Origin of the sequence: Serratia sp. szju (genome assembly GCF_044594185.1) — a bacterium.
Classification (GTDB): Bacteria; Pseudomonadota; Gammaproteobacteria; order Enterobacterales; family Enterobacteriaceae; genus Serratia; species Serratia bockelmannii.
In genome coordinates this window covers 1109110-1127265 of sequence record NZ_CP172576.1, presented here as the reverse complement: position 1 = coordinate 1127265, position 18156 = coordinate 1109110, and the positions used below count along the sequence as shown (strand labels likewise).

At 60.3% G+C, this 18156-nt stretch carries 17 protein-coding genes; 9 read left to right on the top strand and 8 right to left on the bottom strand.

From position 1 onward, the window contains the following. Positions 1 to 691 precede the first annotated feature (691 nt). Genes hemY through hemC form a run of 4 tightly spaced genes read right to left on the bottom strand, consistent with a single transcriptional unit; the run spans position 692 to position 4717 of the window. Positions 692 to 1888 carry a protoheme IX biogenesis protein HemY gene (hemY, locus tag RE418_RS05400; protein ID WP_004934228.1) on the bottom strand — a complete coding sequence of 399 codons (1197 nt, stop codon included), beginning with the start codon at positions 1886 to 1888 and terminating at the stop codon, positions 692 to 694. A gap of 3 nt (positions 1889 to 1891) precedes the next feature. Then, positions 1892 to 3016: a uroporphyrinogen-III C-methyltransferase gene (hemX, locus tag RE418_RS05395; protein ID WP_399675910.1), complete on the bottom strand. Its 1125-nt coding sequence runs from the start codon at positions 3014 to 3016 to the stop codon at positions 1892 to 1894. Between the two features lie 22 nt (positions 3017 to 3038). After that, positions 3039 to 3779, bottom strand: coding sequence for a uroporphyrinogen-III synthase (hemD, locus tag RE418_RS05390; protein WP_025304868.1), 741 nt, complete (start codon positions 3777 to 3779; stop codon positions 3039 to 3041). Then, positions 3776 to 4717, bottom strand: coding sequence for a hydroxymethylbilane synthase (gene hemC, locus RE418_RS05385; RefSeq protein ID WP_041037210.1), 942 nt, complete (start codon positions 4715 to 4717; stop codon positions 3776 to 3778). The genes hemD and hemC overlap by 4 nt, the downstream gene beginning before the upstream one ends. Positions 4718 to 5033: 316 nt before the next feature. Here hemC and RE418_RS05380 point away from each other — a divergent pair, with 316 nt between their 5' ends. Beyond that, positions 5034 to 7586, top strand: a complete 2553-nt coding sequence (locus tag RE418_RS05380) for a class I adenylate cyclase (RefSeq protein WP_019452546.1) — start codon at positions 5034 to 5036, stop codon at positions 7584 to 7586. Positions 7587 to 7622: 36 nt separating this feature from the next. Here the strand turns inward: RE418_RS05380 and cyaY are convergent, their stop codons facing one another. Beyond that, on the bottom strand, positions 7623 to 7943 hold the full coding sequence (gene cyaY, locus RE418_RS05375) for an iron donor protein CyaY (protein WP_004934237.1): 321 nt from the start codon (positions 7941 to 7943) through the stop codon (positions 7623 to 7625). Positions 7944 to 8021: 78 nt separating this feature from the next. On the opposite strand from cyaY, the gene RE418_RS05370 reads away from it, so the two are divergent. The 6 genes from RE418_RS05370 to uvrD all read left to right on the top strand — a co-directional run bounded on the left by RE418_RS05370 (position 8022) and on the right by uvrD (position 13699). Further along, complete coding sequence (locus tag RE418_RS05370) at positions 8022 to 8228, top strand: lipoprotein (protein ID WP_004934241.1); 207 nt, start codon at positions 8022 to 8024, stop codon at positions 8226 to 8228. Between the two features lie 71 nt (positions 8229 to 8299). Beyond that, positions 8300 to 9124 (top strand): diaminopimelate epimerase, encoded by an 825-nt coding sequence (gene dapF, locus RE418_RS05365; protein ID WP_025304871.1) that lies wholly within the window; start codon positions 8300 to 8302, stop codon positions 9122 to 9124. Then, complete coding sequence (locus tag RE418_RS05360) at positions 9121 to 9834, top strand: DUF484 domain-containing protein (protein WP_025304872.1); 714 nt, start codon at positions 9121 to 9123, stop codon at positions 9832 to 9834. The genes dapF and RE418_RS05360 overlap by 4 nt, the downstream gene beginning before the upstream one ends. Then, a complete protein-coding gene (gene xerC / locus RE418_RS05355) occupies positions 9831 to 10742 on the top strand; it encodes a tyrosine recombinase XerC (protein ID WP_021504817.1) in 912 nt (303 codons plus the stop codon). The genes RE418_RS05360 and xerC overlap by 4 nt, the downstream gene beginning before the upstream one ends. Continuing rightward, positions 10742 to 11458 carry a 5-amino-6-(5-phospho-D-ribitylamino)uracil phosphatase YigB gene (gene yigB, locus RE418_RS05350; protein ID WP_025304873.1) on the top strand — a complete coding sequence of 239 codons (717 nt, stop codon included), beginning with the start codon at positions 10742 to 10744 and terminating at the stop codon, positions 11456 to 11458. The genes xerC and yigB overlap by 1 nt, the downstream gene beginning before the upstream one ends. Positions 11459 to 11536: 78 nt before the next feature. After that, positions 11537 to 13699, top strand: a complete 2163-nt coding sequence (gene uvrD / locus RE418_RS05345) for a DNA helicase II (protein ID WP_025304874.1) — start codon at positions 11537 to 11539, stop codon at positions 13697 to 13699. A 45-nt stretch (positions 13700 to 13744) separates the two neighbouring features. Here the strand turns inward: uvrD and RE418_RS05340 are convergent, their stop codons facing one another. Next, complete coding sequence (locus RE418_RS05340; RefSeq protein ID WP_025304875.1) at positions 13745 to 14218, bottom strand: WbuC family cupin fold metalloprotein; 474 nt, start codon at positions 14216 to 14218, stop codon at positions 13745 to 13747. Between the two features lie 444 nt (positions 14219 to 14662). Between RE418_RS05340 and corA the strand changes: the two genes are divergently transcribed. Continuing rightward, positions 14663 to 15613: a magnesium/cobalt transporter CorA gene (corA, locus tag RE418_RS05335; RefSeq protein WP_004934262.1), complete on the top strand. Its 951-nt coding sequence runs from the start codon at positions 14663 to 14665 to the stop codon at positions 15611 to 15613. 16 nt (positions 15614 to 15629) lie between these two features. Here corA and rarD read toward each other — a convergent pair whose 3' ends face one another. Together rarD and RE418_RS05325 are read right to left on the bottom strand one after the other, a co-directional pair. Continuing rightward, positions 15630 to 16517 carry an EamA family transporter RarD gene (gene rarD / locus RE418_RS05330; protein WP_025304876.1) on the bottom strand — a complete coding sequence of 296 codons (888 nt, stop codon included), beginning with the start codon at positions 16515 to 16517 and terminating at the stop codon, positions 15630 to 15632. 66 nt (positions 16518 to 16583) lie between these two features. Next, positions 16584 to 17054: a thioesterase family protein gene (locus tag RE418_RS05325; RefSeq protein ID WP_016929489.1), complete on the bottom strand. Its 471-nt coding sequence runs from the start codon at positions 17052 to 17054 to the stop codon at positions 16584 to 16586. 203 nt (positions 17055 to 17257) lie between these two features. Between RE418_RS05325 and pldA the strand changes: the two genes are divergently transcribed. After that, positions 17258 to 18136 carry a phospholipase A gene (gene pldA / locus RE418_RS05320; RefSeq protein WP_025304877.1) on the top strand — a complete coding sequence of 293 codons (879 nt, stop codon included), beginning with the start codon at positions 17258 to 17260 and terminating at the stop codon, positions 18134 to 18136. Positions 18137 to 18156: the final 20 nt, after the last annotated feature.

Here is an 18156-nt window from a genome sequence, read left to right as displayed (position 1 = left end):
GACGCAAGTCGGTTTTTTTACATCTGCCGTTTATGAGAGCAAGTTTTCTCAGCATGACGAAGCTAATACCGACAAGCCCGTGCAGCAATGCGCGGGTTTTTTGCGTATCGAAGGATGGGCATTTTGTCTCTGCTGGCAAGCGTGTTGGTTTTCAGCGACAACGCCATCCAGCGCTGTCGTCAGGTTGAGACAAATAATTCATTGATTTAAAAAGATAAAGTTGGCTTTGGCTTAAGTCGTCGTTTTGAGGCGACATCCTGATAACGGCCGCTGGCAAGGAATGCCAGGAAGTGGTTTGCAACGCAAAGGATGGAATTAAATAAAAATCAATATTTTCAATATCTTGAATTCTATTTTCTTATGGGGATGGACTCAATATAAAAGTTGGCACGCCAAATGCTATATCTATAGCGTAGATGCTCATTCCACCTCTTATGTTCGCCTTAGGCTTCATAAACCCTGGGAATGACGCAGAGCCGATTTAGGGTGCCTATCGCCCACGAGAACGATGACTAACCCGTCATCACGCTCAGGGCAGAACGTTGAGTGAGGCACCGCCCCTGTTGTCCTAGACCTGATTGCTTCTTTATACACTTGCCATACGGCAAGTGTTTTTTTTTGCGCCACAGAAAAACCCTGAGCAAAAAAAAGCGCGGCATCGGGGCCGCGCTCTTCTCTCTCGGGCAGGGCGTTATTCGCCGCCGTTCTGTTTCAGCGTCAACATCAGCCCCTCACGCCGCATCTGCGCCGCTTCATCCGAACGATGCAGTTTCTCCAGCGTATCGGCCAGCCAGGCGTAATCGTAGGCGTCCGGACGCTGTTTCAGCGCTTCGCGGAAGGCGTCGGCCGCTTGCTGCCACTCGCCGTGCTTCATCAGCAGTTGCCCCAGCGTGCTGTTTAACAGCGGCGTCGCGCCGTGTTGTTTCATCTGCTGACGCAGCGCTTTCTCAAGCTGCTCGGGGTTGCCGGACTTCAGCCGCGGCAGCAACAGCACCAGGCGCTCGTCGTATTGGCGCTTCAGGCTGTCGAGCACAATCTCCTGCGCCAGCTCGTGGTCGTTGCATTCGATCAGGTGTTCCACCATCGCGATTTGCAGCGGCACCTCGTGACGCGTCTTGCGGCTCTGATCTTTCCACCAGCGCTTCAGGCCTTCGCTGCCTTCGTCCGCCATCGCCTGATTCATCAGACCGATGTAAGCCTGCTGCTGCAACGCCTGCAGCTGCTCTTCGCTGTGCAGTTCGATTTTACGCATCGACGGCAGCACTTCCAGCAGCGACGCGTAGGCGCCGGTGCGCAGATAGGCTTGTTCCGCCAGGCGCAGCACTTCCGGATGGCGCGGTGCCTGGTTCAGCAGGCGATCGACGCCGTGGCGCGCGGCGTGGTTCTCGCCCTGCGCCAGCTGGATGCGAACCCGGGTGATATCCACCGGCAGCTGATCGGTGTCGGCGGCTTCGGCGGCGCGTTCCAGATATTGATTGGTACGGAAGTCATCGCCGCGTTGCTGCGCGGCCTCGGCGGCCAGCAGGTAGTTCACCACCGGCTGTTCAGCGTGATCGGCGTTGCGCGTCATCAGCTTCTCAACCTGCTTATAGTCGCCTTCCGCCAGTTTGATCAGCGCGGCTTTGGTTTGCTGGCGCGCGCGGGTGCGCTTGCGGCCGATAAACCAACCGCGCGTGCGGGCGCCGGTACGGAAGATGCGGCGCAGGATCCACTCGATCGCCAGCAGCACCACGAACAGCAGCACCAACATGATCACCAGGCCGGTGACGCTGGTTTCGATATTGTAGTTATCGGTCTGGATCAGCACGTAGCCCTGATGCCCGGCCAACATCGGCCCGAGCACCACGCTGGCGATCACCACCAGGAACAGAAATAGCACGCGTAACATGGCTTAACCCTCCTGGTGAGCGGCAGGGGACTGGGTCATCAGGTTGCGCACCCGGGTCTGCATCACTTTTTCGAGCAGCGGCTGGCTTTTCAACTGATCCGGCACGTCCATCGAGATCGACTGTTGGCTCAGGTTATCCAGCTCTTCCAGGAAAGCCTTGGTCGCCGGATCGGTGGTGTCGAAATAGGCGCGCACCCAGGTGGAGACGGTTTCCAGCGATTGCTTGTAGGTCTCGTTCTGGTGGCGTGGGATGGCCTGTGCGGCCACCAGCAGGCGCGAACGGATATTTTCGCGCAGGTAGATGTCCTGGTTCGGCGCCAGCAGCGGTTCGGCGCTGGTATCGCGACGGCGGATGGTGATGAAGTCAGCCATGAAATTGTGCCAGCTCTTGGCCAGGTTCTGCCGCCATTCGCCGATCGAGCCGGAGAGCTCGCTGCTGTTTTGATCCATCGGCGCTTCGTCGGTGTCGTTATCGGCCAGGCGCAGGTTATCCACCTGGTTGGACAGCTGATTGACCTTGAGGATGATGCCGTCGTAATCGACCTGGGTCAGCGTAGAAAGCGTGCTGATGTCTTCGGTAATGGCGCGGCGCACGTCGAGCAGGCTAGGATCGTTCATGTCCGCCAGGCTGGCGTCGGCGCTTTTCAGCAACGCGGCGGCGCTGGTCACGTCTTGATCGCTCCACAGCTTGCGGCCGGCCATTTTCACCAGGAAATCGGCCTGCGCCAGCAGCCAGGTTTTGGCGTCGCTGCCGGAGATGGTCGCCACTTTTTCCTGCAGCTCGCTCAGTTGACGCGCCAGATTCGCCTGCTCGCGATCGGCGGCGTCCAGGGTTTTACCCTGCTGCTGCAGCAGGCCTTCCAGCGCATTTCTTTCCTGCTGTTGGCTCTGCTTCACGCCTTCAAGCTGCTGCTGCAGCGCCTGATTGGCGGCGATCAGCTGTTGTGCCTGCTTGTGCGTGTGGTAATAGCCGCCCGCACCGAGGGCGATGACCAGCACGATAGCGATCGCGCCGAGCACCGGGCCGGTGTTCTTGCCTTTGCGGCTGGCAGCGGCTGGCTGCTGGGAGCTCTCAACCGCGGTGGTTGGCTCTTCAACCGGGGCGGCTGGGGTATTTTGTTCCGTCATAGTGGCACATCCCATAGTCAGATTATTGTAGCGCGCGGATCAGCGCGTCATTATCGGCGTTGTCAGCTACCCGAATCGTACGCCAGCCCAAATCCCGGGCGAGGGTAGCCAGGCGTTCGCTCACTACTACCAGGCGGCAACGCAGCAGCCATGAAGAACGATAGTAATCAGGAACTAAAGTATAGAGCTGTTGTAACATTTCACCGCTGGTCACCACCAGCGTATCCACACCGGCACGCTGCCAGTGGGCGCTTTGCTCGCTGCCGTCGTAGTGCACCGGGCTGCGTTGATAGCATTCATAATAGCTGACGTCGGCGCCGCGCTCGCTCAGCGTTGTGCCCAGCAACTCGCGGCCGCCGTTGCCGCGTAAAATCAGCGCGCGTTTGCCCGCCAGTTTCTGCAGCGCCGGCAGCAGCAGCAGCGTTTCGCTGATCTCGCGCTCGCGCGGGTATTCCACCGGCAAACTGCTGATGCGGTGCAGCGCCAGCCCGGTGGTACGGCCAATGGCGTAATAGGCCAGGTGAGCGGGCCAGCTCAGTCCGGCGCGGCCGATGACCGAATCGGCATAGTTCACCGAATGCTGCGACAGCACGAATACCAGATCGCCGGCGTTCAACTGCTGCAACGCCTGCGGCAGCTGCGGCAGATCGCTGCCGGGGGCGAAGTCGATCAGCGGTGCATGATAGGCAACCCGGCCGAGTGCGCGCAGCCGGCTCACTAACCGCTCTCCCGAAGGCGATGGGCGGGTTACCAGGATCGTCATGCCGGCGGATTTCCCTGATAAACCTCGCGCAGGATCTCGCGCGCGCCGCGCGCCAGCAACTCTTCCGCCAGCTCAACGCCCATCCGTTCAGCCTCGGCGGCCGGGCCGCGGCGTTCGCCGCGCACCATCTGGCTGCCGTCCGGCGCGCCGACCAGGGCGCGCAGCCATAGGCTGTCGCCATCCAGTTCGGCATAGCTGCCGATCGGCACCTGGCAGCCGCCTTCCAGACGGGTGTTCATCGCCCGTTCGGCGCGCACGCGGGTTTCGGTAGCCGCATGGTTCAGCGGCGCCAGCAGCGCGCGGGTGACGCTGTCGTCGAGACGGCATTCAATGCCGACTGCACCCTGGCCGACCGCCGGCAGGCACTCTTCGGCACTCAGCGGGCTGCGGATGCGTTGCTCCAGCCCCAGGCGTTTCAGGCCGGCCACCGCCAGAATAATCGCGTCGTAGTCGCCGTTGTCCAGCTTGGCCAGGCGAGTGCCGACGTTGCCGCGCAGGTCGCGTACGATCAGGTCCGGGCGGCGTTCGCGCAGTTGGCACTGGCGGCGCAGGCTGGAGGTGCCGACCACGCTGCCCTGCGGCAGCTGATCGAGCGAGGCGAAACGATTGGAAACAAAAGCGTCGCGCGGATCTTCGCGTTCGCAAATGGTGGTCAAACCGAGGCCGGCAGGGAAATCGACCGGCACGTCTTTCATCGAGTGCACGGCGATGTCGGCGCGGCCTTCCAGCAGCGCGAGCTCGAGTTCTTTAACAAACAGGCCTTTACCGCCGACTTTCGCCAGCGGCGTATCCAGAATAACGTCGCCGCGCGTCACCATCGGCACCAACTCGACCTGCAGGCCGGGATGGCTGGCCATCAGACGTTGCTGCACATAATGTGCTTGCCAGAGTGCAAGCGGGCTTTGTCGGGTGGCAATTCGAATAATTTTGTCTAACATGCTTGTTACCGTTTTTATATTTCGCCATCCATCCTACCACTGAGAGCCAATACTGTCAGTGCAAGAAGCCGGAGGCGGAAAAAGGACAACGGAATCAAAGGGACGTGTGATGTGCTTTGGGGCAGTTAACACTGCGGGTAAATCGTTTAGGGAAGCGCTACAATAATTGTGAAGCGTTACCTCCTTTACGGTCAATCAGCAAGGTGTTAAATTGATCACGTTTCCAGCAATAAGTCGCCAAATATTCTTCTTACACTAACGGCGCTTATGGAATACGGGTTTTTTTCTAAACACCGGGATAATCAGGCGAGACGTCTTGTACCTCTACATCGAGACATTGAAGCAGAGACTGGATGCGATCAATCAGCTACGCGTCGATCGCGCCCTAGCGGCTATGAAGCCCGCGTTTCAACGGGTATACAGTCTGCTGCCCACCTTACTGCACCACCACCACCCGCTGATGCCGGGTTACCTGAACGGTAACGTTCCCCATGGCATTTGCCTCTACACGCCTGATGAAACTCAACAAGATTACCTGAACGATTTAGAAGACAAATGGGGCAGCCCGTTTGACAAGCCGGCCAGCGGCGAGCTGCCGATCACCGGCGTCTACTCGATGGGCAGCACCTCGTCTATCGGCCAAAGCTGCAGCTCGGATCTCGACATCTGGGTCTGCCACCAGTCCTGGCTGGACAACGAAGAACGCACCCGTTTGCAGCAAAAATGCAGCCTGCTTGAGAAGTGGGCCGCCTCGATGGGGGTGGAAGTCAGCTTCTTCCTGATCGACGAAAACCGCTTCCGCCATAATGAAAGCGGCAGCCTGGGTGGCGAAGACTGCGGCTCGACGCAGCACATCCTGTTGCTCGATGAATTCTATCGCACCGCAGTGCGCCTGGCTGGCAAACGCATCCTGTGGAACATGGTACCGGGCGAAGAAGAAGCGCACTACGATGAATACGTGCTGTCGCTGTACGCGCAGGGTGCGCTGACGCCGAACGAGTGGCTGGATCTCGGTGGCCTGAGTTCGCTGTCGGCGGAAGAGTACTTCGGCGCCAGCCTGTGGCAGCTGTACAAGAGCATCGATTCGCCTTACAAGGCGGTGCTGAAGACCCTGCTGCTGGAAGCCTATTCCTGGGAATACCCCAATACCCAACTGCTGGCGACGGACATCAAACACCGGCTGCATCAGGGTGAGATCGTCAGCTTCGGGCTTGATGCCTACTGCATGATGCTTGAGCGCGTGACCCGCTACCTGACCGACATCAACGACACCACCCGCCTCGATCTGGCCCGCCGCTGTTTTTACCTGAAAGTATGTGAAAAGCTGTCGCTGGCCAAGGCCTGCGTCGGCTGGCGACGCGAGATCCTCAGCCAATTGGTCAGCGAGTGGGGCTGGAGCGAAGAGCGTCTGGCGATGCTGGATAACCGCGCCAACTGGAAAATCGAGCGGGTGCGCGAAGCGCATAACGAACTGCTCGATGCGATGATGCAAAGCTACCGCAACCTGATCCGTTTCGCTCGCCGCAACAACCTCAGCGTCAGCGCCAGCCCGCAGGATATCGGCGTGCTGACCCGCAAACTGTACGCGGCGTTCGAAGCGCTGCCCGGCAAGGTGACGCTGGTGAACCCGCAGATCTCACCGGACCTGTCGGAAAACGATTTAACCTTTATTCACGTGCCGGTTGGCCGCGCCAACCGCACCGGCTGGTACCTGTATAATCAGGCACCGGCTATGGATTCGATCGTCAGCCATCAGCCGCTGGAATATAACCGCTACCTGAACAAGCTGGTGGCCTGGGCCTATTTCAACGGCCTGCTAACGCCGCAGACCCGCCTGCACATCAAGAGCGGCAACCTGTGCGACACCGCCAAACTGCAGGAGCTGGTGGCCGACGTTTCTCATCACTTCCCGCTGCGCCTGCCGGCGCCGACGCCGAAAGCGCTGTACAGCCCGTGCGAAATTCGCCATCTGGCCATCATCGTCAATCTGGAAAACGATCCGACCGCCGCCTTCCGCAATCAGGTGGTGCACTTCGATTTCCGCAAACTGGACGTGTTCAGCTTCGGCCAGCAGCAGCAGTGTTTGGTGGGCAGTATCGATCTGCTGTATCGCAACTCCTGGAACGAAGTGCGTACCCTGCATTTCAGCGGCGAGCAGTCGGTGCTGGAAGCGCTGAAGACCATTCTCGGCAAAATGCACCAGGACGCCGCGCCGCCGGAGTCGGTGGAAGTGTTCTGCTACAGCCAGCACCTGCGCGGCCTGATCCGCACCCGTATCCAGCAGCTGGTGTCGGAGTGCATCGAGCTGCGCCTGTCCAGTACCCGGCTGGAACCCGGCCGCTTCAAGGCGGTGCGCGTTGCCGGGCAGACTTGGGGGCTGTTCTTCGAGCGCCTGAGCGTGTCGGTGCAAAAGCTGGAGAATGCGGTGGAGTTTTACGGCGCCATCTCCAACAACAAGCTGCACGGCCTGTCTATCAAGGTGGAAACCGATCAGGTGCATCTGCCGCCGGTGGTGGACGGCTTCGCCAGCGAGGGGATCATCCAGTTCTTCTTCGAAGACACCTCAGACGACAAGGGCTTCAACATCTATATTCTGGATGAGTCGAATCGGGTGGAGGTGTATCACCACTGCGAGGGCAGTAAAGAGGAGCTGGTGCGCGACGTCAGCCGCTTCTACTCATCGTCGCACGATCGCTTCACCTACGGCTCCAGCTTCATCAACTTCAATCTGCCGCAGTTCTATCAGATCGTGCAACTCGACGGGCGCACGCAGGTGATCCCGTTCCGCAGCAACGTGCTGTCCAGCCTGTGCGTGACGGTGGCCGACGGCGCCGCTCAGCCGCTGAAACAGCAGTTCCAGCTGCATTGACGCCGCAAGGGCTCGGTTGCCGAGCCCTGCTTAGCCTCAGGAAAAATGCAGTTCCTCGCCGGCCTGCGCGCTGGCCGCTTCGCTGAGCAGCTGATAAAACGGCTGTCCGCTGCGATCGCATAGCCAAACGCCGTCGCGGTAGTTGAAGTGATAACCGCCGGCCTTGGTGGCGAGCCACACCTGGTGCAGCGGCTCCTGGCGGTTGATGACGATTTTGGTGCCGTTTTCGAAGCTCAGCGTCATTACGCCGCCATTGGTTTCGTAATCGATATCCGCATCGCCGTCAAAATCGTCCAGTGTCTCTTCAATATTCAGCATCAGCTGGTCGGCCAACTGGTGAAACTCACTGTCGTTCATATTCAATTCCTATTGCTTTTCATGATCCACCTGCGATTATAGAGACCTTGGACGCATGAATTACAGGCATTAATGCAAATGAAAAAACAACTACGCTATGCGCTGATGGCAGTTCTGGTTACCGGCCTCGCCGGCTGCGGTCTGAAAGGCCCGCTTTACTTCCCGCCTGCCGATCCCGCCAGCCAGAAACCGGCCAAGCCGCCGGTGCAAACGGGCGATCAGGTGCAAAAGAACCAGCAGGAGCAGTCTGGCTCTCAGCAAAAACCGTCGATGGTTGACCAGTAAACCCCGGTTTGCGGTAGCGAGCGCCACCGCAACATCAAGACGGATAGCGCGTCCAGATAGCGGAGTATGATATGCAGTTCTCCAAAATGCACGGTCTGGGCAACGACTTTATGGTGGTCGATGCCGTTACACAGAATGTCTATTTTTCACCTGAGCTGATCCGCCGGTTGGCCGATCGGCACCTGGGCGTCGGCTTTGACCAGATGCTGGTGGTAGAACCGCCTTACGATCCCGAACTGGATTTTCACTACCGAATTTTTAACGCCGACGGCAGCGAAGTGGCGCAGTGCGGCAACGGCGCGCGTTGCTTCGCGCGTTTCGTGCGGCTGAAAGGGCTGACCAACAAACGCGACATCCGTGTCAGCACCCAAACCGGGCGCATGGTGCTCAGTGTCACCGACGACGATCTGGTGTGCGTCAACATGGGCGAACCGAATTTCGACCCGCAGGCGGTGCCGTTCCGCGCCACTAAGGCTGAAAAGACCTACATCATGCGCGCGGCGGAACATACCGTGCTGTGCGGCGTGGTGTCGATGGGTAACCCGCATTGTGTTTTGCAGGTGGACGATGTAACAACTGCCAAGGTGGAGCTGCTTGGGCCGGTGCTGGAAGGGCATGAACGCTTCCCGGAACGGGCCAACATCGGCTTTATGCAGGTGGTGAGCCGCGATCACATCAAGCTGCGCGTTTATGAACGCGGCGCTGGTGAAACGCAGGCCTGCGGCAGCGGCGCCTGTGCGGCGGTGGCGGTGGGGATCCAACAGGAATTGCTGTCAGAAGAGGTGCATGTAGAACTGCCGGGCGGCAGCCTGCATATTCGCTGGAAAGGGCCGGGCAATCCGCTGTTTATGACCGGTCCGGCAACCCATGTCTATGACGGATTTATTCATCTATGAAAAGCGTAGAAGAACAGAGCGTCGCCGGCCTGGCGCTGGATGACGACACCGTGATGCAGTACCTGCTGCAGAACCCGGATTTCTTTATTCGCAACGCGCGCCAGGTTGAGCAGATGCGCGTGCCGCACCCGGTGCGCGGCACCGTTTCGCTGGTGGAATGGCACCTGGCCCGCCAGCGCAATCACATCGAACGGTTGGAAGAAGAGATCACGCTGTTGATGGAGCAGGCCAGCGCCAACGAAGGGCTGTTCGCCCGGTTGCTGCACCTGCAGGCCGATTTGGCCACCGCCGACAGCCTGCAGGACATGCTCAACCGGCTGCAGCGCTGGGCGCGCGGCTTCGGTTTGGCCGGTGCCACGGTTCGGCTGTTCGCCGAGCGCTGGAATATCGGCGCGCCTTCCGATTTCACCCACCTGGCGCTGACGCGTTCGGCGTTCGAGCCGTTCCGCATTCAGCGGCTGGGCAGCGAACAACACTACCTCGGTGGCCTGAACGGCCCCGAGCTGCTGCTGCTGTTGCCGCAGGCCAAACAGATCGGCCAGATTGGCTCGGTGGCGCTGTCGATGCTGGGCGACGACGGCGAGCTGGGCATGGTGATCTTCAGCAGCCGCGATACGCAACACTATCAGCAGGGCATGGGCACGGTGATGCTCAATCAACTGGCGCGCATGCTGCCGGCGCTGCTGGAACGCTGGATCGAACGAGCATGACGCCGATTGCGCCCAGCCTGCAGCAGCCGGTGGACGCGTTTCTGCGCTATCTCAAGGTAGAACGGCAACTCAGCCCGCTGACGCAGCTCAGCTATTCGCGCCAGCTGGCGGCGCTGATGCGCCTGGCGCAGGAGATCGGCGTCACCGACTGGGCGGCGCTGGACGCCGCCCGGGTGCGCATGCTGGCGGCGCGCAGCAAACGCGCCGGTCTGCAGTCCGCCAGCCTGGCGCTGCGGCTCTCTTCGTTGCGTAGCTTCCTCGATTGGCTGGTCAGCCAGGGCGTGCTGCACGCCAACCCCGCCAAGGGCATCCGCACGCCGCGCAGCGGCCGCCATCTGCCTAAAAATATCGACGTCGATGAAATGAACCAACTGCTGGAGATCGATCTCAACGATCCGCTGGCGGTGCGCGATCGCGCCATGCTGGAGGTGATGTACGGCGCCGGCCTGCGCCTCTCCGAGCTGGTGGGGCTGGATTGCCGCCATGTCGATATGGCCGCCGGCGAGGTGTGGGTGATGGGGAAAGGCAGCAAAGAGCGTAAATTGCCGATCGGGCGCACCGCCGTCACCTGGCTGGAACACTGGCTGGCAATGCGCGATCTGTTTGGGCCGCAGGACGATGCCATGTTCCTGTCCAATCAGGGGCGGCGCATCTCGACGCGCAACGTGCAAAAACGCTTCGCCGAGTGGGGCGTGAAACAGGGCGTTAACAGCCATATTCACCCGCACAAGCTGCGCCACTCCTTCGCCACCCACATGCTGGAGTCCAGCGGCGATCTGCGCGCGGTGCAGGAGCTGCTCGGCCACGCCAACCTGACCACCACGCAAATTTATACCCACCTCGACTTTCAACATCTGGCGAACGTGTACGATGCCGCGCATCCGCGTGCCAAACGGGGGAAATCCTGATGCATTTTTATCGCCCGCTGCGCCCGCTGGCGGCGCTGACTTTCGATCTGGACGACACGCTGTATGATAACCGTCCGGTGATCCGGCAAACCGAACAACAATCGGTGGCCTTCCTGCAGAGTTACCACCCCGGCCTGAGCAGCTTTCAGTCGGCGGATTTTCATCGCCTGCGTCAGGAGCTGCGCGAGCAGGAACCGGAGATCTACCATGACGTCACCCAGTGGCGCTGGCGCGCTATTCATCTGGCGCTGAGCCGGCAGGGGCTGCGCGACGCCGAAGCGGCGATCGGGGCCGATGCGGCGATGCAGAACTTCGCGCTGTGGCGCAGCCGCATCGAGGTGCCGGAAGCGACCCACGCCACGCTGAAGGCGTTGGCCGCGCGCTACCCGCTGGTGGCGATCACCAACGGCAACGTCGATCCGTCTCTGTGCGGCCTGGACGGTTATTTCCAGTTCGTGTTGCGCTCCGGGCCGGACGGGCGCGCCAAGCCGTATCAGGACATGTACCACCTGGCCGTTGAGCGGCTGGGCGTGGCGCCCGAGCAGATCCTGCACGTGGGCGACGATCTGACCACCGACGTGGCCGGCGCGCTGCGCGCGGGGCTGCAGGCCTGTTGGATCAACGATCGGCAACGCTGCCTGATGCAGGCTGCCGACAGCCGCTTGCTGCCGCATATTGAGATTTCGCAGTTGGCATCGCTGACAGCATTGTTATAATCCCTGCCAGAACTCTGTATAAATTTCCAGTGAAAAACCCGTCGCCGGCGGGTTTTCCCTTAACCATTAGTGGTGCCTATGGACGTCTCCGATCTGCTCGACAGCCTGAATGAAAAACAACGTGAAGCCGTGGCGGCGCCGCGCAGCAACCTGTTGGTTCTGGCCGGAGCGGGCAGCGGCAAGACGCGGGTGCTGGTGCACCGCATCGCCTGGCTGCTGTCGGTGGAGAACTGCTCACCGTATTCGATCATGGCGGTGACCTTCACCAACAAGGCGGCGGCGGAAATGCGCCACCGTATCGAACATCTGATCGGCACCAGCCAGGGCGGCATGTGGATCGGCACCTTCCACGGCCTGGCGCACCGCCTGTTGCGCGCCCACCACCTGGAGGCCAACTTGCCGCAGGATTTCCAGATCCTCGACAGCGACGACCAGCTGCGGTTGCTCAAGCGCATCATCAAGGCGCTGAACGTCGACGAGAAACAGTGGCCGCCGCGTCAGGCGATGTGGTACATCAACGGCAAGAAAGACGAGGGCCTGCGGCCACAGCACGTTGAGACCTACAACAACCCGGTAGAGGCCACCTGGCTGCGCATCTATCAGGCCTATCAGGAAGCCTGCGATCGCGCCGGGCTGGTGGATTTCGCCGAGCTGCTGCTGCGCGCGCACGAACTGTGGCTGAACAAGCCGCATATCCTCAACCACTACCGCGAGCGTTTCACCAACGTGCTGGTGGACGAATTCCAGGATACCAACAGCATCCAGTACGCCTGGATCCGCCTGCTGGCGGGCGGCAACAGCAACGTGATGATCGTCGGCGACGATGACCAGTCGATCTACGGCTGGCGCGGCGCGCAGGTGGAAAACATCCAGCGCTTCCTGAAGGATTTCCCCGGCGCGGAAACCATCCGCCTGGAGCAGAACTACCGTTCCACCAGCAACATCCTGAAAGCGGCCAACACCCTGATCGCCAACAACGACGGGCGCATGGGCAAAAATCTGTGGACCGAAGGCGGCGAAGGCGAGCCGATTTCCCTCTACTGCGCCTTCAACGAACTCGACGAAGCGCGCTTCGTGGTCAACCGCATCAAGACCTGGCAAGACAACGGCGGCGCGCTGAACGACTGCGCCATCCTGTACCGCAGCAACGCCCAGTCGCGCGTGCTGGAAGAGGCGCTGCTGCAGACGGCGATGCCGTACCGCATCTACGGTGGCCAGCGCTTCTTCGAACGCCAGGAAATCAAGGATGCGCTGGCTTACCTGCGCCTCATTTCCAACCGCAACGACGATGCGGCCTTCGAGCGCGTGGTCAACACCCCGACGCGCGGCATCGGCGATCGCACCCTCGACGTGGTGCGCCAGGCGGCGCGCGATCGCCAGCTGACGCTGTGGCAGGCGACGCGCGAGCTGATGCAGGACAAAGTGTTGGCCGGCCGCGCCGCGTCGGCGCTGCAGCGCTTTATCGAACTGGTGGAGTCGCTGGCGCATGAAACCGCTGACATGCCGCTGCACGTGCAGACCGACCGGGTGATCCGCGACTCCGGGCTGTTCATCATGTATGAGCAGGAAAAGGGCGAAAAGGGGCAGGCGCGTATCGAAAACCTTGAGGAACTGGTGACGGCGACGCGTCAGTTCAGCTATCAGGAAGAAGATCAGGATCTGATGCCGCTGCAGGCGTTCCTGTCGCATGCGGCGCTGGAAGCGGGCGAAGGTCAGGCCGACGCCTATCAGGACGCGGTGCAGCTGATGACCCTGCACTCGGCCAAGGGCTTGGAGTTCCCGCTGGTGTTTATCGTCGGCATGGAAGAAGGCATGTTCCCGAGCCAGATGTCGCTGGATGAAGGCGGCCGTCTGGAGGAGGAGCGCCGTCTGGCATATGTGGGCGTAACGCGCGCCATGCAGAAACTGACGCTGACCTATGCCGAAACGCGCCGTCTGTACGGCAAAGAGGTTTACCATCGGCCGTCGCGCTTTATCGGCGAACTGCCGGAAGAGTGTGTGGAAGAAGTGCGCCTGCGCGCCAGCGTATCGCGCCCGGTCAATCACCGCCGCATGGGCACGCCGATCAGCGAGAACGATACCGGCTACAAGCTGGGCCAGCGCGTGCGCCATCCCAAGTTTGGCGAAGGCACCATCGTCAATCTGGAAGGCAGCGGCGAGCACAGCCGGTTACAGATCGCTTTCCCGGGCGAGGGCATCAAGTGGCTGGTGGCGGCCTACGCTCGCCTGGAAACGGTATAAAGAGCGGGGAGAGTTGCAGGGGCAGGCCCCTGCAATCGTTCATTATCAGTGAGGGTAGCGATCGCCGACCTGCGCGGTGGCATACCAGCGCATCACCGCTTCGGTGCCTTCGCCGCCTTCCTGCGGTGCCCATTGCATGCAGTCCTCTTCGGTCAGCGCCTGATACGGGCCCTGCTTCACTTCGAACACCACGCCGCCGGCATCGACCGACAGCACCGCATGCCAGGTAAATGCCGGCATCTCCAGCACTTTGGTTTCTTCGCCGAGCAGGGTGCGCTGCATGACGACGCCGTCATCGTTGAACTGCAGCACCACAAAACGACCGCGCAGCGGCGTCAGCAGCTCCCAGGTTTGCGGGTGGCGGTGCGGGCGGATATAGGTGCCGGGCTCCATGGCGATCGCCAGGCGTTGCACCGGGTCGCTCAGCTCTTCGTGTAAGGTGCGGTGCGCGCGCAGGCGGGGCACGCTGGCGGCCTGTTCGCTCATCGCGGTCAGTTCATGGGCGGTAATCTGTTTCATCGTTTAAATCCGCATGCTTGTCGTACCATTAGGGTGATGTCATCTTAGCAACATTCTTGGTGGCGGTAAGCGATCGTCGCGACTTTTTCAGTACGGTTTAAGCGTCATTTCTGCCATTGATCATCGTGATGATTTGTTGCGCAATTATCCCGCCTAACGTGTTGACAGGCTTTTTCTTCTCGGCGTAACATGCGCGCACTATTATCATTGAGGACAGACGCCTTGGACACACCCAGTAGATACTGGCTCACTGACCTGCGCCGCAGGTATAACTTCTAAGGCTCTCCGTTTTTGCTGATAGCCTTCGTGGTTGTCGGCGACCCCGCAAAGTGTCGCTATGAGTCAGATCTCTTCATGGTCTGAAACAATCGGTGATACGCATCCCCTCTGTTTCTGTGCTTCAACGCGTTGTCCGCACCCGTTACCTTCACGGAGTTTTGGCACATGCTGAGCGCTTTTAAATTAGATAACCGCCGCTTGTCCCGTCTGGAACTGGACGACTCGGATGATCTCACGTCATCGCTGTGGGTTGATCTGGTCGAGCCGGAAGAGGGCGAGCGTGAGCGCGTGCAGAATGAGCTGGGACAAAGCTTGGCGACGCGTCCCGAACTGGACGACATCGAAGCCTCCGCCCGTTTCTTTGAAGACGAAGACGGTCTGCATATCCACTCCTTCTTCTACTTTGAAGATGCGGAAGATCACGCCGGCAACTCCACGGTGGCGTTCACCATTCGCGACGGCCGCCTGTATACCCTGCGCGAGCGTGAACTGCCGGCGTTCCGCCTGTACCGCATGCGCGCCCGCAACCAGACCATGCTTGAAGGCAACGCCTACGAACTGCTGCTGGATCTGTTCGAAACCAAGATTGAACAGCTGGCGGACGAGATAGAGAACATCTACAGCGATCTGGAACAGCTCAGCCGGGTGATTATGGAAGGGCATCAGGGCGACGAATACGACGCCGCGCTGTCGACGCTGGCGGAGCTGGAAGATATCGGCTGGAAGGTGCGTTTGTGTCTGATGGATACCCAGCGCGCGCTCAACTTCCTGGTGCGCAAGGCGCGTTTGCCGACCGGCCAGCTGGAGCAGGCGCGTGAAGTGCTGCGCGACATCGAATCCCTGCTGCCGCACAACGAATCGCTGTTCCAGAAGGTGAACTTCCTGATGCAGGCGGCGATGGGCTTCATCAATATCGAACAGAACCGCATCATCAAGATCTTCTCGGTGGTGTCGGTGGTATTCCTGCCGCCTACGCTGGTGGCCTCCAGCTACGGCATGAACTTCGAATTCATGCCGGAACTGAAATGGTCGTTCGGCTACCCGGGCGCCATCACGCTGATGATCCTGGCCGGCCTGGCCCCTTACCTGTACTTCAAGCGCAAAAACTGGCTGTAACCCGGCGGCGCCGGGCTTAGCGCAGCTTGCGTTGGGTGTAGAGCGCGTCGAGGGTGAACAGGATCAGCGCCGCCCAGATAAAGCCGAAGGTCACCAGCTTGTCCTGGCCGATGGTCTCACCGTAGAAGGTGACCGCCAGCAGGAACATCAGCGTCGGGCCGAGATACTGGAAGAAACCGAGCGTCGACAGGCGCAGCCGGGTAGCCGCCGCGGTGAAGCACAGCAGCGGTACGGTGGTGACGATGCCGGCGGCGACCAGCAGCAGGTTCAGCGACCACGGGTTGGCGCTCAGGTGGCTGGTGGGGCTGTCGGCGAACAGGAACAGATAGGCGGCCGCCACCGGCAGCAGCCATAGCGTCTCAATCAGCATGCCGGTCTGGGCGTCGATGGCGATTTTCTTGCGCAGCAGGCCGTAGAAAGCGAAGCTGAACGCCAGCCCCAGACCGATGATCGGCAACGAGCCGAACTGCCAGAGCTGCACCAGCACCCCGGTGAACGCCAGCGCCACCGCCACCCACTGCATGCGACGAAAGCGCTCGCCGAGAAACAGCATCCCCAGCAGCACGTTAACCAGCGGGTTGATGAAGTAGCCCAGGCTGGCTTCCAGCATATGGTGATTGTTCACCGCCCAGATGAACAGCAGCCAGTTGCCGCCGATCAACAGCGCGGTGACCGCCAGCAGCAGCAGTCGTTTGCGGTTTTGGCAGGCGGCGCGCACTTTAGGCCAGTTGCGGCCCAGCGTGATCAGCGCCAGCATGAAGAAAAACGACCAGATGATCCGGTGGGTGAGGATCTCATCCGCGGACACTTGCTGGATCAGTTTGAAATAAGCCGGGGCGATGCCCCACATAAAATAGGCGGCCAGGGCGAAGAAAATGCCCTGACGCGTTTGCTTTGCGTCCATGACGTCACTCTGGTGGGGAACTTAAGATGCGGTGAGTGTACTGAAGACGCTCACCGCACACAATCATCAGCCGACCAGATAGGTGGCGGTGGCGGTCGCGATATGCAGGCCGTCGTGGTTATGCAGTTCTACGCGCGCGACGGCGACTTTGTTGCCGCTGCGCAGCACGCTGGCGGAGGCGACGAAGTGCTCGCCGCGGCCGGGGCGCAGGTAGTCGACGCGCAGGTCGATGGTGCCCATGCGCGACAGTTTGGCGGCGATCTCTTCTTCGATCAGCGGCTCCAGGCGCGTCAGCACGCCGCCGGCGCAAGCCAGCCCGGCGGCGACGTCGAGTACCGCGGCAATCACGCCGCCGTGCAGAATTTCCTGTGCGGCGTTGCCCACCAGCTTGCGCTGGTTGGTGAAGCTCAGCTCGACGTAGTCATCGTCGAAGCGGCGCAGCTCCAGGCCAAGCTCGCGGTTGAACGGCATGTGGTAGACAAAGATTTCGCCGATCTTGCGGCGGGCGGCTTCCAGGGTCAGTGGTGTGGTCGACATAGCGGGTTTCCATTTTTCTTTTGCGTTTTAAGGGAGCTAACTGGTCAGTCCAGGTTAATGAGATGTTGATTTTATGCTTAACCTTTGTTGCTTTCCAGACTATTCCAATAAAACCGGCCTGCGCTGCGGTAAAACGCCCTTTGTGTGTAAAATGGCCTGATTTTTTCCGGGCTTGCCCTTTTTCGTTGGAGTGAGGAGAGGTTATGCGCATTTTGTCAGGGATCGTTTCCGCCACGCTGCTGATGCCGGCGCTGGCATTGGCTGAGGAAGCCAAAGAGCAGCAGATTCACGATAAGCCGGCGGTGCGCGGCAGCATTATCGCCAACCTGCTGCAGGAGCACGAGAATCCGTTCACGCTGTATCCTTACGATCCCAATTATCTGCTGTACACCGACACCAGCGATATCAACAAAGAAGCCATCAAGACGTACAATTGGGGCGACAAGGCGCGCAAGGACGAGGTGAAATACCAACTTAGCCTGGCGTTTCCGCTGTGGCGGGGCATTGCCGGCGACAACTCGGTGCTCGGCGCGTCTTATACTCAGCGCTCCTGGTGGCAATTGTCCAACCGCGGCGAGTCTTCGCCGTTCCGCGAAACCAACTACGAGCCGCAGCTGTTCGTGGGGTGGGCGACCGATTACCGTTTTGCCGGTTGGACGCTGCGCGATGTTGAAATCGGCGTTAACCATCAGTCTAACGGCCGCTCGGATCCGACGTCGCGCAGCTGGAATCGCGGCTATGCGCGGCTGATGGCGCAAAACGGCAACTGGCAGGTGGATCTCAAGCCCTGGTTCCGCTTCTCGGAGAGCTCGAGCAACGACGACAACCCGGACATCACCAAATACATGGGATACTACCGGTTGAAGGTCGGTTACGCCTGGGGCGACAGCGTGTTCAGCGTCGACAGCCACTATAACTGGAACAGCGGCTACGGCGGCGCGGAGCTGGGCTGGAGCTATCCGATCACCCGCAACGTGCGTTTCTATACCCAGGTATTCAGCGGCTACGGCGAATCGCTGATCGACTATAACTTCCGGCAGACACGGGTGGGCGTTGGTGTCATGCTGAACGATATTATGTAATCATACCCGCTGGGTGTGTA

What these genes read in the sequence shown, in the direction of transcription:
- corA (WP_004934262.1), top strand. Translation starts at nt 14,663, where the DNA reads ATGCTGAGCGCTTTTAAATTAGATAACCGCCGCTTGTCCCGTCTGGAA.
- yigB (WP_025304873.1), top strand. Translation starts at nt 10,742, where the DNA reads ATGCATTTTTATCGCCCGCTGCGCCCGCTGGCGGCGCTGACTTTCGAT.
- RE418_RS05360 (WP_025304872.1), top strand. Translation starts at nt 9,121, where the DNA reads ATGAAAAGCGTAGAAGAACAGAGCGTCGCCGGCCTGGCGCTGGATGAC.
- RE418_RS05370 (WP_004934241.1), top strand. Translation starts at nt 8,022, where the DNA reads ATGAAAAAACAACTACGCTATGCGCTGATGGCAGTTCTGGTTACCGGC.
- RE418_RS05340 (WP_025304875.1), bottom strand. Translation starts at nt 14,218, where the DNA reads ATGAAACAGATTACCGCCCATGAACTGACCGCGATGAGCGAACAGGCC.
- hemD (WP_025304868.1), bottom strand. Translation starts at nt 3,779, where the DNA reads ATGACGATCCTGGTAACCCGCCCATCGCCTTCGGGAGAGCGGTTAGTG.
- hemC (WP_041037210.1), bottom strand. Translation starts at nt 4,717, where the DNA reads ATGTTAGACAAAATTATTCGAATTGCCACCCGACAAAGCCCGCTTGCA.
- dapF (WP_025304871.1), top strand. Translation starts at nt 8,300, where the DNA reads ATGCAGTTCTCCAAAATGCACGGTCTGGGCAACGACTTTATGGTGGTC.
- hemY (WP_004934228.1), bottom strand. Translation starts at nt 1,888, where the DNA reads ATGTTACGCGTGCTATTTCTGTTCCTGGTGGTGATCGCCAGCGTGGTG.
- rarD (WP_025304876.1), bottom strand. Translation starts at nt 16,517, where the DNA reads ATGGACGCAAAGCAAACGCGTCAGGGCATTTTCTTCGCCCTGGCCGCC.
- uvrD (WP_025304874.1), top strand. Translation starts at nt 11,537, where the DNA reads ATGGACGTCTCCGATCTGCTCGACAGCCTGAATGAAAAACAACGTGAA.
- cyaY (WP_004934237.1), bottom strand. Translation starts at nt 7,943, where the DNA reads ATGAACGACAGTGAGTTTCACCAGTTGGCCGACCAGCTGATGCTGAAT.
- xerC (WP_021504817.1), top strand. Translation starts at nt 9,831, where the DNA reads ATGACGCCGATTGCGCCCAGCCTGCAGCAGCCGGTGGACGCGTTTCTG.
- RE418_RS05325 (WP_016929489.1), bottom strand. Translation starts at nt 17,054, where the DNA reads ATGTCGACCACACCACTGACCCTGGAAGCCGCCCGCCGCAAGATCGGC.
- hemX (WP_399675910.1), bottom strand. Translation starts at nt 3,016, where the DNA reads ATGACGGAACAAAATACCCCAGCCGCCCCGGTTGAAGAGCCAACCACC.
- pldA (WP_025304877.1), top strand. Translation starts at nt 17,258, where the DNA reads ATGCGCATTTTGTCAGGGATCGTTTCCGCCACGCTGCTGATGCCGGCG.